The 14,912-nt window shown below is 72.0% G+C and carries 14 protein-coding genes; 7 read left to right on the forward strand and 7 right to left on the reverse strand.

Annotated elements, in window-relative coordinates; translation table 11 throughout:
• The first annotated feature begins 127 nt into the window (after positions 1-127).
• The 3 genes from ABD194_RS05885 (at position 128) to ABD194_RS05895 (ending at position 4,848) form a co-directional block, all read left to right on the forward strand.
• Positions 128-1,591 (forward strand): amidase, encoded by a 1,464-nt coding sequence (locus ABD194_RS05885; protein WP_343988999.1) that lies wholly within the window; start codon positions 128-130, stop codon positions 1,589-1,591.
• Positions 1,584-2,348: a FadR/GntR family transcriptional regulator gene (locus ABD194_RS05890; RefSeq protein ID WP_343989001.1), complete on the forward strand. Its 765-nt coding sequence runs from the start codon at positions 1,584-1,586 to the stop codon at positions 2,346-2,348. The genes ABD194_RS05885 and ABD194_RS05890 overlap by 8 nt, the downstream gene beginning before the upstream one ends.
• A 67-nt stretch (positions 2,349-2,415) precedes the next feature.
• Complete coding sequence (locus ABD194_RS05895; RefSeq protein ID WP_343989634.1) at positions 2,416-4,848, forward strand: Tex family protein; 2,433 nt, start codon at positions 2,416-2,418, stop codon at positions 4,846-4,848.
• A gap of 59 nt (positions 4,849-4,907) precedes the next feature.
• Here ABD194_RS05895 and ABD194_RS05900 read toward each other — a convergent pair whose 3' ends face one another.
• Positions 4,908-5,288, reverse strand: a complete 381-nt coding sequence (locus ABD194_RS05900; RefSeq protein ID WP_343989003.1) for a VOC family protein — start codon at positions 5,286-5,288, stop codon at positions 4,908-4,910.
• A 142-nt stretch (positions 5,289-5,430) separates the two neighbouring features.
• Here ABD194_RS05900 and ABD194_RS05905 point away from each other — a divergent pair, with 142 nt between their 5' ends.
• Entirely contained in the window at positions 5,431-5,877 is a 447-nt protein-coding gene (locus tag ABD194_RS05905) for an SRPBCC family protein (RefSeq protein ID WP_343989005.1), read from the forward strand.
• A 36-nt stretch (positions 5,878-5,913) separates the two neighbouring features.
• On the opposite strand, the gene ABD194_RS05910 is transcribed toward ABD194_RS05905, so the two are convergent.
• Positions 5,914-6,837 (reverse strand): universal stress protein, encoded by a 924-nt coding sequence (locus tag ABD194_RS05910; RefSeq protein ID WP_343989007.1) that lies wholly within the window; start codon positions 6,835-6,837, stop codon positions 5,914-5,916.
• A 135-nt stretch (positions 6,838-6,972) separates the two neighbouring features.
• A complete protein-coding gene (locus tag ABD194_RS05915; RefSeq protein WP_343989009.1) occupies positions 6,973-7,419 on the reverse strand; it encodes a ChaB family protein in 447 nt (148 codons plus the stop codon).
• Between the two features lie 161 nt (positions 7,420-7,580).
• Here ABD194_RS05915 and ABD194_RS05920 point away from each other — a divergent pair, with 161 nt between their 5' ends.
• The 3 genes from ABD194_RS05920 to ABD194_RS05930 all read left to right on the forward strand — a co-directional run bounded on the left by ABD194_RS05920 (position 7,581) and on the right by ABD194_RS05930 (position 9,983).
• Positions 7,581-7,814, forward strand: a complete 234-nt coding sequence (locus tag ABD194_RS05920; protein WP_343989011.1) for a hypothetical protein — start codon at positions 7,581-7,583, stop codon at positions 7,812-7,814.
• Positions 7,815-8,028: 214 nt separating this feature from the next.
• Positions 8,029-9,432 carry an MFS transporter gene (locus ABD194_RS05925; RefSeq protein ID WP_343989636.1) on the forward strand — a complete coding sequence of 468 codons (1,404 nt, stop codon included), beginning with the start codon at positions 8,029-8,031 and terminating at the stop codon, positions 9,430-9,432.
• A complete protein-coding gene (locus ABD194_RS05930; protein WP_343989013.1) occupies positions 9,429-9,983 on the forward strand; it encodes a universal stress protein in 555 nt (184 codons plus the stop codon). Before ABD194_RS05925 ends, ABD194_RS05930 begins: the two co-directional genes overlap by 4 nt.
• 193 nt (positions 9,984-10,176) lie before the next feature.
• On the opposite strand, the gene ABD194_RS05935 is transcribed toward ABD194_RS05930, so the two are convergent.
• The 4 genes from ABD194_RS05935 to ABD194_RS05950 form a co-directional block, all read right to left on the reverse strand.
• Entirely contained in the window at positions 10,177-11,064 is an 888-nt protein-coding gene (locus ABD194_RS05935; RefSeq protein WP_343989015.1) for a universal stress protein, read from the reverse strand.
• 39 nt (positions 11,065-11,103) lie between these two features.
• Positions 11,104-12,066: a universal stress protein gene (locus ABD194_RS05940; protein WP_343989017.1), complete on the reverse strand. Its 963-nt coding sequence runs from the start codon at positions 12,064-12,066 to the stop codon at positions 11,104-11,106.
• Between the two features lie 168 nt (positions 12,067-12,234).
• A complete protein-coding gene (locus ABD194_RS05945) occupies positions 12,235-12,681 on the reverse strand; it encodes a hypothetical protein (protein ID WP_343989019.1) in 447 nt (148 codons plus the stop codon).
• A 62-nt stretch (positions 12,682-12,743) separates the two neighbouring features.
• Positions 12,744-14,822 (reverse strand): CARDB domain-containing protein, encoded by a 2,079-nt coding sequence (locus ABD194_RS05950; protein WP_343989021.1) that lies wholly within the window; start codon positions 14,820-14,822, stop codon positions 12,744-12,746.
• Positions 14,823-14,912 lie beyond the last annotated feature (90 nt).

A 14,912-nucleotide genomic window follows, 5' to 3' on the forward strand; every position in this document is an offset into this window, starting at 1 on the left:
ATTTCACTGGTCTGACCAGTGGACTTTTTCGCCGTGAGAGGTACCGTTTCTCTCATCAGGCCGGATGTCAAGACCTCGTCCGGCGAGTCAGGCGGCCGCCGCGCCGTCCCCGCGCGGAAGGACCCCCATGCCGCACTCGACTGGCCGACCCGCCAGCCTCACCGCCACCGAGCTCGTCGCCGCGTATGCCGCCGGCGACCTCTCCCCCGTCGACGTCCTGCAGGACGTGGCCGCGGTCATCGAGGAGCGCGAGCCGGCGCTCAACGCGTTCTGGCACCTCGACCTGGAGAGCGCCCGGGCGGCCGCCCGGTCGAGCGAGCAGCGCTGGGAGAGAGGGCAGCCGGCCGGCCCCGTCGACGGCGTCCCGGTGACCGTCAAGGAGAACCTGGCGCGGAAGGGCGTGCCGATGCCCGCCGGCAGCGCGGGCGTCGAGCCGGCCGTCCCGGTGCGCAGCAGCCCGGTCGTCGAGCGCCTCGAGGAGTCCGGCGGTGTCATCCTCGGCTCCACCGTCATGCCCGACTGGGGCATGCTCAGCTCGGGGGTCTCGAGCCTGCACGGGATCACCCGCTCGCCGTGGAACAGCGCCCTGACGACGGGCGGCTCCAGCTCCGGCGCCGGGGCAGCTGCTGCGGCCGGCTACGGGCCCCTGCACGTCGGCACCGACATCGGCGGCTCCATCCGGCTGCCCGGCACCTGGCTGGGACTGACCACGCTCAAGCCGAGTGCGGGGCGCGTTCCTCTGGACGCCCCCTACCTCGGCCGGGCGGCCGGCCCCCTGACCCGCACGGCCCGCGACGCAGCCCTCCTCCTGTCGGTCATCAGCCGACCCGACCCCCGGGACTGGACGAGCCTGCCGCCCGAGGACCTCGGCACCGTCCTTCCGCCCGAGCCGCGAGAGGTCCGCGGGCTGCGCGTCGGCCTGCACCTCGACGCCGGCTGCGGCCTCCCGCTGGACCCGGAGGTGCGCCGGGCCGTCGAGGCGGCTGCTGCCCTCTTCGCCGACGCAGGCGCGGAGGTCGAGCCGTTGGGCCCGTTCATGACGCCGCGGATGCTGCACGACCTCGACGAGTTCTGGCGGGTGCGCTCACTCGCCGACTTCGACGCGTTGCCGCCAGCGGCACGCGAGCGGGTCCTCCCCTTCATCCAGCGCTGGGTGTTGGCCGTTCGGGGCGTCGACGGCACCACGGCGCTGCGCGACTACGCGAGCATCATGCTGCTCCAGAAGGCCACCGTCGCGGCCACCGAGCCCTTCGACCTCGTCCTGGCGCCGGTCGCGCCGGTGACCGCCTTCCCCGCCGAGTGGCCGATGCCGTGGGGCGAGGACGACGCGGGCATGGCCCACATCGGCTTCACCGCGCCCTACAACATGTCGGGCCAGCCGGCCGCCTCCGTCAACTGCGGCTTCACCGCCGACGGCCGGACGATCGGGCTGCAGGTCTCCGGCCGCCGCTTCGACGACGTGGGCGTGCTGCGCGCCGTCGACTGGTACGAGCAGCACCGCCCGGCGGAGGCGGTGCCATCCTGGCCCATCCCCGAGCCCGAGCGCCGGGCCGAGCCCGTGTCGGCCGACGAGCGTGGCGCCCATGCCTGAGGACGCCGCCCGTGGCTTCGAGCCCGTGCGCCCGGTCCGGCTCTACGAGCGCATCGTCGAGCAGGTCGAGGAGGCGATCGCGAGCGGGGAGCTGCGCCCCGGCCAGCGGCTGCCGAGCGAGCGCGACCTCGTCGTCCAGTTCGGCACCAGCCGGGCCACGGTCCGCGAGGCACTGCGCGTGCTGGAGAGCAACGGCGTCGTGCGCTCGCGCCCCGGCGACCCCAACGGCCCGGAGATCCTGCCCTTCACCACCGGTGGCCTGACCAAGCAGCTGCGCCGCCTGGCCCGGGCCGACGGCCTGGCCCTGTCCCAGCTGCTCGTCTCCCGGATGATGCTCGACTCGACGGCGAACCGGCTCGCCGCCGTGCTGCGCACCGAGGAGCAGCTCGGCGAGATGGACGCCGCCATCGAGCAGATGCGGGCGGCCGTCGAAGGTGGCTACGCCTCCTTCAGCGAGGCCGACTTCGCCTTCCACGAGGCCATCGCCCGGGCCAGCGGCAACACCCTCATCCAGGTCTGCAACGGCGTCGTGCGGGACACCGTGCTCTCGCTCATCTCCGACAAGATCGCCCATGCCCGCAACTCCCAGGCCCTGATGAAGCGCTCCCTGGGGCACCACGAGCAGGTGCTTGCCGCCATCCGGGCCGGCGACGGCCCCGAGGCGGGCCGGGCCTCGCTCCACAGCCTCTACGACTACTACGCGGGCTACGTGCCCAAGGCGGAACGCGCCGCCCTGAAGGCCCTGCTCGACGACTGACCGGCGACGCACGGCAGAATGCGTGGCTCGGTCCGTCGTCGATGACAAGGAGAACAACCCGGTGAGCATGCAGGCGAGCGGGCAGGTGAAGGTGCCCTCGATCGAGCGTCGCATCGCAGAGGAGCTCGGCGTGCGCGACGGGCAGGTGGCCGCCGCGGTCGGCCTGCTCGACGGCGGCTCGACCGTGCCCTTCGTGGCGCGCTACCGCAAGGAGGTCACCGGCGGGCTCGACGACGCCCAGCTGCGCACGCTCGAGGAGCGCCTCGGCTACCTGCGGGAGCTCGAGGAGCGCCGGGCCGCGGTGCTGGCCTCCGTCGAGGAGCAGGGCAAGCTCGACGCGACGCTGCGCGCCCAGATCCTCTCGGCCGAGACGAAGGCACGTCTCGAGGACATCTACCTGCCCTTCAAGCCCAAGCGGCGCACCAAGGCCCAGGTCGCTCGCGAGGCCGGCCTCGAGCCACTGGCCGACCTGCTCCTCGCCTCCCCCGACACCGAACCGGGCGCTGCTGCAGCGGGATTCGTCGACCCGTCCCGCGAGGTGGCCGACTCGGCAGCAGCCCTCGACGGCGCCCGGGCGATCCTCGTCGAGCGCTTCGCCGAGGACGCCGACCTCATCGGCGACCTGCGCGACCGCGTGTGGAAGCAGGGCCACCTCGGCTCGCGCGTCCGCTCCGGCAAGGAGGAGGAGGGCGCGAAGTTCTCCGACTACTTCGACTTCTCCGAGCCGCTCTCGAAGCTGCCGTCCCACCGCATCCTCGCGCTCTTCCGCGGCGAGAAGGAGGACGTGCTCTCGCTCGAGATCAACCCCGAGGACCCGGCCGCCGAGCAGCAGCCCGGCCCGACGGCATACGAACGCGCCATCGCCCGCCGCTTCGGCATCGAGAACGCCGGGCGCCCGGCCGACCAGTGGCTCGCCGACACGGTGCGGTGGGCCTGGCGCACGAAGATCCTCGTGCACCTCGGCATCGACGCCCGTATGCAGCTGCGTCGCGCCGCCGAGGAGGAGGCCGTACGCGTGTTCGCCGCCAACCTGCGCGACCTGCTCCTCGCCGCCCCCGCCGGCGCCCGCGCCACGATGGGCCTCGACCCCGGTTTCCGCACCGGCGTCAAGGTCGCCGTCGTCGACGGAACGGGACGCGTCGTCGCGACCGACGTCATCTACCCGCACGTGCCGCAGAACCAGTGGGACCGCTCCCTCGCCACGCTCGCCCGCCTCGCCAAGGAGCACTCGGTCGACCTCGTCGCCATCGGCAACGGGACGGCCTCACGCGAGACCGACCGCCTCGCCGCCGACCTCATCAAGAAGCACCCCGAGCTCAAGCTGACGTCTGCCGTCGTCTCGGAGGCCGGTGCGTCCGTCTACTCCGCGTCGGCGTTCGCGTCGCAGGAGCTGCCCGGGATGGACGTCTCGCTGCGCGGGGCCGTCTCCATCGCGCGGCGCCTCCAGGACCCGCTCGCAGAGCTGGTCAAGATCGATCCCAAGTCGATCGGCGTCGGGCAGTACCAGCACGACATCAGCCAGTCGGCGCTCTCACGCTCCCTGGACGCCGTCGTCGAGGACTGCGTCAACGCGGTCGGCGTGGACGTCAACACGGCCTCCGCCCCCCTGCTGACCCGGGTCTCGGGCATCACGCCGGGCCTGGCCGACAGCATCGTGGCGCACCGGGACGCCACCGGCCCCTTCAGGTCCCGCAAGGCGCTGAAGGACGTGCCCCGGCTCGGGCCCAAGGCCTTCGAGCTGGCAGCCGGCTTCCTGCGCATCCCCGGCGGGGACGATCCGCTCGACGCCTCGGCCGTGCACCCCGAGGCCTACCCGGTCGTACGCCGGATGCTCGAGTCGACCGGCCAGAAGCTGACCACGCTCATCGGCAACACCCCAGCCCTCTCGGCGCTGCGGCCGGCGGACTACGTCGACGACACCTTCGGCCTCCCGACGGTGACAGACATCATCCGCGAGCTGGACAAGCCCGGCCGCGACCCGCGCCCGACCTTCAAGACCGCCACGTTCAAGGAGGGCGTCGAGGAGATCAAGCACCTCGAGCCCGGCATGACGCTCGAGGGCGTCGTGACCAACGTCGCCGCCTTCGGTGCCTTCATCGACATCGGGGTCCACCAGGACGGCCTCGCCCACGTGTCGGCGCTGTCGAAGACCTTCGTCCGCGACCCGCGCGAGGTCGTCAAGCCCGGCGACGTCGTCATGGTCAAAGTCCTCGACGTCGACGTGCCGCGCAAGCGCATCTCCCTCACGTTGCGCCTCGACGACGAGGTGACCCCCGGAGGCACGAAGGAGCGCGGCGACGCGGGTGAGACCCGCAGGCGCCAGCCGGGACAGGGTCGCGACGCGCGCGACGGCTCAGGTTCGCGCGGCGGCCAGGGCAGGAACGCCCAGGGCCGTGGTGGCCAGGGAAGCTCCGGTCAGGGCGGCCGTCCTCGTCGGGACGAGGCCCCGGTCAACAGCGCCATGGCCGACGCGCTGCGCCGGGCCGGCTTCACCGGCTGAGGCTGGGCTCCCCCGGCCGACCCGGGTCGAGCCCGACGGCCCGCCCGCGCCTCGAGCACTCAGGCATCGGCACGAGCCCGGTGGAAGACCGCCTCCACGTTGTTGCCGTCGGGGTCGCGCACGAACGCGCCGTAGTAGCCCGGGTGGTACTCCGGCCACAGGCGCGGCTCGTGCAGCGACTCGGCACCGAGCTCGAGCGCCTTGGCGTGGAAGGCCTGGATCGCCTCGACGCTGTCCGCCTGGAAGGCGCAGTGCATCTCGCGGTTGGGCTCGGCGCCCTGCCACCGGGTGATCCAGAAGTCGGGGTGGCCCTCCGTGCCGTAGCCGATGGCGGGTCCGACGTCCATCTGCCGCCCGTAGCCGAGGACGCCCAGCACGGCGTCGTAGAAGCGGGCGCTGGCCTCGAAGTCCGAGCAGTTGATGCCGAAGTGGTCGATCATTCCCCGAGGCTAGGGCGCGCGAGCGGCCGCCGGAGCCCGAACGGGTGCCGTCGGACCATTGTCATCGGGCCCGGTCTTTGGTCGACTGTCTGGTAGTGGGTCCGGCCCAGGAGGAGCCGGTCCGAGCAACCCGGAGGTGCTCATGAGCAGTCCCACCCAGTCCGTCCCCGACAACGCCGCCCCCGGCGACGAGGACCGAGACCTCGAGGGGTCTCCCGCCGGGGTGCACTCGACGGTGACGGTCGAAGCGCCCGTCGACCAGGTCTGGCAGCACCTGATCAGCGCCCGCGGCACGGAGGCCCTCCTCGGCCCCGGGGTCACCCTCGGCAACAAGGGCGAGTCGTGGCACAGCGCGGACGGGCCGCACGGCGTCGTCCGCAGCTACCACCCCCTCGAGCAGATCCGGGTGTCGTGGCACCCGCACGAGGACGGGCCCCTCAGCGTCGTCGACCTGCAGCTGAAGCCGCAGGGCGACAGCACGCGAGTGGACCTCTACCACGAGGGCGAGGGCATCGCCGAGGACGGCCCCGGCGACAAGTCCCGTTGGGACGCCGCGCTCGGGCGCTTCGCCCAGGCCCTCGACGCCTGACCGCCACCCTCGCCCCAGCCCGCCGACCTCTCGCGATCAGCGGACGACCAGCACCGGGCAGGCCGCGTTGTGCACGACCCGGTGGCTGACCGACCCCAGCAGCATGCCGGCGAACCCGCCGCGTCCCCGGGAGCCCACGACGACCAGTCCGGCCGTGGCGCCGAGGTCGGCGAGCGACTGGCCGGCGTCTCCGTAGAGCACCTCGGTCGTCACCGCGACCTGCGGGTGCTGCGCCCGCACCCGGTTCCCGGCCCGTGCCAGGAGCTCCTCGGCCTGCTCCCGGACGGCGTGCGTGTGCTCCGTCCCGCCCTTGGCCGTCTCGACGTAGGCCCACGACTCCATCGACGGCGCGTGTGCGACGGTCACGACGTGCAGCGGCGCACCCTCCGACTCTGCGAACTGGCCGGCCGCGTCGACGGCTCGCATCGCCGTGTCGGAGTCGTCGACGCCCACGACGACGCGGTGCTGGGGGCCGGGTCGGGGCGGCGGCGGCACGTCGTCCGGCTCCTGGCCCTCGGGGCCCCGGACGACGAGGACGGGGCAGTGCGCATGGGCCGCGACGGCATACGACGTGGAGCCGAGCAGCCCGGCGAGGACACGTCCACGGCCGCGGCTGCCCACGACGACGAGCTCGGCGTCCTTGGACGCCTCGACGAGCTGGGCGGCCGCGCTCCCGAGCCAGTACTGCGTCTCGATCTGCGAGGCGTCGAGCGTGGCGCCCGCGTGCTCGGCGCCCTGGTCGACGAGCGCCTTGGCCGCGTGCTCCAGCGTGGGCTCGACGGACGCAAGATCCATGGCGGGGTACGCCGGGACGGCTGCGACGTTGACGCCGTGCACCAGGGTCAGCTGCTTGCCCTGCCGCCGTGCCGTCTCGGCGGCCCACTCGAGCGCGAGCTGTGATCCTGCCGAACCGTCGTAGCCGACGACGATGCCGTACGACGGGCGCGCCTGGCCGTTCATGGTCCACCCCTTCCAGGTCCCGGCCGGGGCCGATCCTCCGGCCACTCCCATCCTCTCGCGGGGAATGGGCGGTCGAGGCGCTTTGTGACGACTCAGGCACGAGCCACCACGCGGGGTATGCCGTCCCGCGCAGAGTCAGTCCTGGCGCGCCTTCGCAGTGGCTCGGTCGTTGGCGTGCTGGATGGCGTCTACCAGCTCGTCCTTGGTCATGCGCGAGCGCCCCCGGACGTCGAGCCGCTGGGCGATGTCGTAGAGGTGCTTCTTCGACGCGTTCGCGTCGACGCCGCCGGCCGTGTCGCCACGGTCCGCGCGGTCGGAGCGGCGGGCATCCGCTCCTCCTCGGGCTGCCTGGCGGTCGCTGGGGCCCTTGGAGCCCTTCTCCTCCCAGTGGTCGCCGACCTTCTCGAAGGAGTGCTTGAGCGAGGCGAAGGCGGTGCGGTGGGCACGCTCCCCCTCGCCGTACTCCTCGACGGCCGAGTCGTGCGTCGCGAGCCAGGTGTCCTGGGCCTTCTGGGGCGACCGTTCGAGGGTCGAGGGCAGGTCCGTCTTCGACCTGCTGGCTGAACGCTTCTTGGCGGGCATGGCGACCTCCTCTGGTGCAACCGTCCATTTGGTTGAGATGCAACCGTCCGTTTGGTTGAGACGTACCCACCCGCGCGGTCCGCGGCGCGTGCGGCGGCAGGAACGGCATACGCGATCGGTCGGCCGGAGTGCACGTGCGACAGAGGGGTAGGGGCGGGGGCATGGACACCTCCACCCCGAGCTACCCCGGCACCCCCGACCCCAGCGAGTTCGACGGCGGCCAGCCCGACCCCGTCGACGACGAGACCCCCGACGTGCTCTTCCCCGACACCCTCGGCGCCCACGGACGCGAGGAGCCGCTGCCTCGCGCGGACGAGGCCGACGCCCTCGAACAGCAGACGGACGCCGTCCCGGACTCCGCCGCCGGCGACGCGGAGGACGAGCGCCGGGACTGAGCGTCCCAACGCGTAGCCCGGCCGAGGAAGCTCGCCCGGGCTACGCGTTGGGAGCAGCGGCTCTCGGGGTACGCAGTCCCCGGTGAGGACGTGTCATCACATGTCCTGACCGGCGGGTTCCATGCCGTTCGCTGTTCGGATCAAAGGAGATGTGATGAGCGAGGCTGTCGCACAACGTAGGGGCGGTGCCATCAGGAGCCTGGTGCCGGCTCGCATGGACCGGCTCCCGTGGACGAAGTTCCACTGGTCGGTCGTTTTCGGGCTCGGCGTCTCGTGGATCCTCGACGGACTCGAGATCCAGATCGTGTCCGAGTCGGGCTTCCAGAAGTCGCTCGGCATGTCGGCCGCGCAGGTCGGCCTGACGGGCACCGTCTACCTGGTCGGCCAGGTCGTCGGCGCGCTCACCTTCGGGCGCCTCACCGACAGGCTGGGCCGCAAGAAGCTCTTCATCCTGACGCTCGTGATCTACCTCGTCGGCTCGGGAGTCGCCGGTTTCGCACCCAACATGATCTTCCTCTGGGTGTTCCGCTTCATCGCGGGCCTCGGCATCGGCGGTGAGTACACCGCAATCAACTCGGCGATCGACGAGCTGATCCCCGCGCGCTACCGCGGTCGCGTGGACATCGCCGTCAACGGCACCTACTGGGCCGGCGCCTTCCTCGGAGCGCTGGCCAACCTCTACCTGCTCAACCCCGACAACCTCGCCGAGAACATCGGCTGGCGCATCGGCTTCTTCATCGGTCCGGTCCTGGGCCTCTCCATCATCTACCTGCGGCGCCACATCCCGGAGAGCCCGCGCTGGCTGCTCACGCACGGCCGCGCCGAGGAGGCCGAGCGCACCGTCGACGAGATCGAGGAGCGCGTGCGCCGTGAGGGTGGCGAGATCTCCGAGGTCGACGAGAGCAAGGCCATCAACGTCAAGCCCGAGGACCGGATGGGCCCGAAGGTGCTCTGGGACGTCTTCGTCAACCGCTACGGCCGGCGCACGGTGCTCGGCCTCACGATGATGGTGACCCAGTCGTTCCTCTACAACGCGATCTTCTTCACCTACGCGCTCGTGCTGACGAACTTCTACGGGATCACCAAGGCGCAGACCTCGCTCTACTTCCTGCCCTTCGCAGCAGGCAACCTGCTCGGGCCGCTGCTGCTCGGACACCTCTTCGACACCATCGGGCGTCGCAAGATGATCTTCAGCACCTACACCATCGCGGGCATCGTGCTGCTGGTCTCGGCGTGGGCCTTCCACGCGGAGATCCTCAACGCGACGACGCACACGATCTTCTGGTGCGTGTCGTTCTTCTTCGCCTCCGCCGGCGCCTCGGCCGCCTACCTGACGGTGAGCGAGATCTTCCCGCTCGAGGTGCGCGGCCAGGCGATCAGCTACTTCTTCGTCATCGCGCAGTGCGCCGGCGCCATCGCGCCCGTGCTCTACGGCGCGCTCATCGGTGAGGGCAAGGACCGCATGCCGCTCACGTGGGGCTACGTCGCCGGTGCCGTGATCATGATCTTCGGCGGCATCGTCGCCCTCGTCATCGGCATCGATGCCGAGCGCAAGTCCCTCGAGGACATCGCCGACCCGCTGAGCAAGGTCCCGGAGGAGTCGGGAGCGGCCGCATGAACGTCAAGGACCTCGGGCGCCAGCACCGGATCGTCGTCGGCGTGAGCCCGACGAGCGGCTCCCCCGGCGCGCTCCGGTGGGCGGTCGAGGAGGCCGCCGGCCGCGGTGGCCGAGTCGTGGCCGTCCGGGCCTGGCGTTCGCACATGCCCGAGACGGCGACCGGCGGCCGCCTGCCGTCCGTCGTCTCCGACGACACGACGCTCGCCGTCGAGCAGGCACGCCTCGCCGAGGACGTCGCCCGCGCGCTCGGCCCCGACCACCTGGTCGAGACCCGCGTCGTGGCCGGCAAACGCCGCGCCGTCCTCGTCGAGGAGAGCCGTTCCGCCGACCTGCTCGTGATCGACGCCGGCCACTCGACCGAGCTGGGTGCCCGCTGGCTCGGCAGCCGGCTCGTGCACGTCGCCCACTGCCCCGTCGTCGTCGTTCCCCCCGCCCTCGGGGACCTGCCGCCCCGGCCCATCGGGTCGGCCGCCGGACGCCTCGAGCGCTCGATCGAGCGGGCGGCGTCGACTGCGGGCAGGCCAGGCTTCCAGCGTCCGCCCTCCCGCTGACGCCCGACGTCGTGGAGGTTCTCCGGCACCTGCCGCCGCAGAACCTCCACGAACTCCCGCCGCCGCCGTTCGCACGGCTGCTCCCCGGCCGTATGCCGCCGGGCACGGTCTCGAGGCCCGGGTCCCCCCGCGAGTTGCGAGGATTCGGGCGCGAGACCGACTTCAGGACGAGATCCGCGTCGCCGCGCCTTCGTCAGCGGACGAGCATGACCGGGCACGTCGCGTCGTGGACGATCCGGTAGGCCGGGGTCCCGGCCAGCACGGCGCCGATGCCGCCCTGGTGCGGCGCTCCGACCACCAGCAACCCGGCGGCTCGGCTGCTCCGGGCCAGAGTGGAGACGGGATCGCCGTGGAGGCTCTGCACTGCGACGTCCAGGCCGGGATGGCGGTCGGTGAGGGCGTCGACGGCATACGGAATCGCCTGTCCCGCAGGCCCTTTCCCACTGTGCACGTCGGCTCCGGGTAGCACCGTGACGAGCCGCAGCGGAGCCGAACATCCGTCCGCCACGGTGGCGGCCGCCGAGACGATCCGTTCGACGCGGGCGGCGTGCCCGTCGTCGCCAGCTGCCGTCACCGCGCAGACCACCTCGCGCCCGGGCCCCGGCACCGGCACGCCGTGCAGAGCGCCACGCTCGTGCCGGCCCAGCCCGTGCAGCACCACCACGGGGCAGTACGCGTGAGCGGCCACTGCTGACGACACCGAGCCGATGAGCGCACTCCGCGCGCGTCCGCGTCCGCGGGTACCCAGGACGATGAGGTCCGCGGTCATGGACGCGTTCACGAGTTCCTCCGCTGGACGGCCGAAGGCGTGCACCGCGCGGACCCGCGACCGCGCCAACGGACGCCCCGCCCACATCGACGGGGCTCCGACGAGGGTCTCCGCGACGGTCTCGAGCGAAGGGCTGAGCGGACGCACGGCATAGCCCTCCCGGCTCGGCACCAGCCGGACGGCGTGCACGATCTTGAGCGCGTCTCCGAGCGAGTGGGACACCCCGGCTGCCCAGGCGAGCGCGCGCTGCGAGGCGGGAGACCCGTCGTAACCGGCGACCACCAGCCCCTCGGCCGGTGCGGGCACCCCCATCCGTCCTCCTCCTCCGGTGAACTGCGGACCGCCGGGTGGTCAGTGGATCACCAGGACCGGACACGGCGCGTCGTGGACGACGCGATGACTTGCGGAGCCCAGCAGCATGCCGGTGAACCCGCCGTGCCCGCGCGACCCCATGACCACCAGTCCCGCACGGACGTCGACGGCATACGCGGCGATCGCCTGTCCCGGGGACCCACCCAGCACGCTCGTCCTGATCTCGAGACCGGGGTGTGCCTGACGGGCGTCCTCGGTCACGTCCTGGAGCACCTGGCCCACGCGACGGTGCATCGACTCCATCATCTGCTCGCGTCCGATCATGGTGTCGGTCTCGGGCCACACCTCCAGCCCACCGACGTTGTCGACGGCGATGACATGCAAAGGCGCCTGGGCCGCCGCCGCCACCTGCCCGGCGGTCTCGAGCGCCTGCTGTGCGTTCTTGGAGTCGTCGAAGGCTACGACGACCGGGTGGGAGGGCCCGGCGTGCACGACCGCGTCGCCGCGGACGACGACCGCGGGGCAGTGCGCGTGGGCCGTGACGGCATACGAGGTGGAGCCGAGCAGCCCCGCGGAGATGGCGCCGTGCCCGCGCGACCCCGTCACGACGAGGTCGGCTCGGTCGGACACTCCGACGAGCTCTGCGGCGGCACTGCCGATGACGCTGACCGAGTGCACGTCCTGGTGGCGCAGGGTCTTGGTGGCGATCTCTACCGCCTCGGACAGGACGCCCTGGCCCATGACGTCGTACGGGCGCGCCTGGACACCGGGGTCGTAGGCCCGGAAGGTGGGCGTCATGGTCATCCCGACGCAGTGCAGCAGCGTCAGCGGCCTCTCGTCGCGCTTGGCCGTCTCGATCGCCCACTCGAGCGCGAGCCGTGCCCCGGGCGAGCCGTCGTAGCCGACCACGATCCCGTGGCTGACCGTCTCGACACCAGCGGTGTCGTTCCTCGCGGTGTCGGTGCTCGAGGTGGCGTCTGTGGTGCTGCCTGCGGCGCTCATCGCCCTCCCCTTCCGGTCTGGTCGGGGCCGCATGCTCCGGCCACCTCCATCGTCCCGCGTCGGGGCTGGGGCGTCTGCGACTTGTGACGGCTCTGACAGGCCGGCGGGGAACGGTGCGGCCCGCTCCCCGCCGGCCTGTTCATGGGCTCCTACGGCTCCTACCGCCTCCTACTTGCCGATGAGCACGCTCACCGAGGTGTTGCCGGTGCACTCGGGCATCTCCCGAACGGCCCATCGGCCCCGCAGCCCGTTGCCCGAGAAGTTGGACTCCGCGTCCCGCTCCTCGACCTCTCCCTCCGAGGCCGTCCACCCGCGGGTCGCGTACGCCTTCTGCATGTCGGCGAGGGTCTGCGCGAAGGGTTTGGGCGACACGGCCGTCACCACGGTCCGCCCCTGGCTGCGCGCCTCGACCCGCGTCACGACGTAGGTGTCCGGCAGCGCCGCCTGCGAGGGGAACGACCCGGGCAGCGCCACCGGCTTGGCCTCCTGGGCGCAGACGGGCGCGAGGCTGGTCACGGTCGCGGCCGGCTCGGCCATGGCCGCCTCCAGCTCGTCCGACTCGCAGCCGCCCATGACGGCGGCCGCGAGCACGGCCAGCCCCGCGACCACGGGCACCACCAGTCCCCTTGTGGCACAGGGCCTGCCGCCCGGATGACCACGAGTCAGCGCCGAGCCCCTCACCGGGTCACCTGCGTCTGGCGCTGGTTGTCGGACTCGTCGGACTCCTTGATGCGGCCGTCGGGATCCGTGACGACGGTCACAGTGTGGGTTCCCTTGCCCAGTCGCACTCCCGGGAAGGCGATGCTCGCCGAGCGCCCGGCTGCCAGGTCGGCCGGCGCGGACGTGGCCACGTTGACACCGTCCACGAGCAACCGCGCGGTGACGCCCTGAGCCGCCGCCTTGCCCGTGTTCGCGACGGTGGCGGACGTGACGTAGAGCCCACTGCTCTTGGCCACCGACAGGGAGGTCGGGGTCAGGTTGGGCTGGGCGTCGTAGGCGGCATACAGCGTGTTTCCGGTCTGCTGGCGCGCGATGGTGGCGTACGCGTCGAAGTTCTGCGCGCCACCCGGCTGGGCGCAGGCGCCCGTGCAGCCGTCGGCGTAGCCGACCTCGACCCTGCCCGTCCTGTCCACCGTCGCATCCATGAAGTCCAGCAGGTTGCGGTCGTTGCCGCAGGTGGTGCCGCCGGTGCAGATGGAGCCGCGCTGCACCGGGTCGCTCGGGGTCGTGTCGACCGTGACCCAGCTCTTGCCGCCGTCGTACGTGGTGGACACGTAGAGGTGCCAGTCACCCTTGAAGCTGGTGGCGTCCTGGTAGTTGCCGGCCGTCGTCGTGCCGATGAAGGCGAACGATGCGCGGTCGTCGTCGCCGGCGACCACCGCCGGGAAGACGACGTTGTGGATGCCGAGGCTCGCGCCCACGTTCTGGTCGTCGGTCCAGGTCTTGCCCTTGTCGCGGCTCACGGCCACGCGCGGCGTTCCGTCAGCGGCCTGGTAACCCAGGTAGACGGTGCCCCTGGCGCCGATGCCGACGCTCGGGTCGGAGTCCCCCGCGGTGCTGGCCGGGTTCTTGCGCACCGACCACGTGGTGCCGCCGTCCTCGGAGACGGCGACCGCCTGGTTGCCGCCGCACGACTTGTTGGGCACGTAGACGGTGCCGTCGTTCGGGGCGACCTTCACGTGCCCGTGCAGGCCTCCGCAGTCGAGCAGCGAGTACATCGGGATCGCGGGCCCGAAGGTCACGCCGCCGTCGTGGCTGGAGGCGCAGTTCGCGTCCGCGATGTCCTGGCTGCAGTAGTAGACCGCGTTCTTGTAGGACGACGTCGGCAGGGCTCCGATCCCGTGGGGCGAGTAGGGGCCACCCCCGACGGTCTGGTGGTCGACACCGGAGTTGAGGCCGCCCCCCTGACTGGGCGACCACGTCTTGCCCTCGTCATCGGAGTAGCACATGAGCGACGTCTTGCCGGCGAGCTGGCTCTCGAAGACCCTGCCGGTCGAGGGGTCGGTGAAGCCGATGGGGTCCAAGGAGGTGGAGCCGCCGGTGAGGCAGCCGTTGGCGGGCGTTGCCGAGACGTTCGTCCACGAGACCTTCGACGGGCTGACGCTGTCGTCCCACGTCGCCCGGTAGGTCTCGTAGAGCGCCTGGTAGAACGACGCGCCGGTCGTGTGGCTGCTGCCGAGGGACGGCTCCCCCGCGTTGTGTGCCTGGGCGAACGACTCGGGAGCGCCGTACTGGCTGAAGGTGGGCGGCGTGGCGGTGCTCGGCGCCGGGTTGGCGGGAGGGGTCGTCAGCGTGGCGGTGCCGGTGACGGTCTCGGCGAGCGGTGCATAGGGCACGACGCGCACGGTGTAGTCGCCGCTCGTCGGCGGTGCCACGATGACCTCCGGGTCGGAGCTCGAGGCGGCCGATGCGACGACCGAGCCCTGCTGGTTCAGCAGGTAGACGTCGAAGTCGGCCACGGCGTTGGCCCAGCCGACCTTGATGGTCAGCTGGTGGCTGTCGCCGTAACCGCTGGGGGTCGAGACGTGCAGGGCGAAGTCGTCGCAGAGACCGGGTCCGCATGTGACGTCACCGGTGGTGCCCGTGACGTTGGGCACCGCGAAGGGCCCGGCGGTCCACTGCACGCTGGTGCTGGTGTCGGACACCATTCCGGAGTCCGGCGTTGCGGCGAGGGCAGGGGCAGCCACGCCGAGGGCTGCGACCACGGCGGCCGAGGCCACGAGGGGCACGGCGCGGGAACGAGGTCTTCTGAGCAAGGTTGGCAGCATGTGCGCAATCTCCTGGGTCAGGGAAGGGGACACCCCCGAGGCATCCGGTCGAGACCGTGAAGCGACGACAGGCGTCCT

It is taken from the genome of Terrabacter terrae (genome assembly GCF_039529575.1).
Taxonomy (GTDB): Bacteria; Actinomycetota; Actinomycetes; order Actinomycetales; family Dermatophilaceae; genus Terrabacter; species Terrabacter terrae.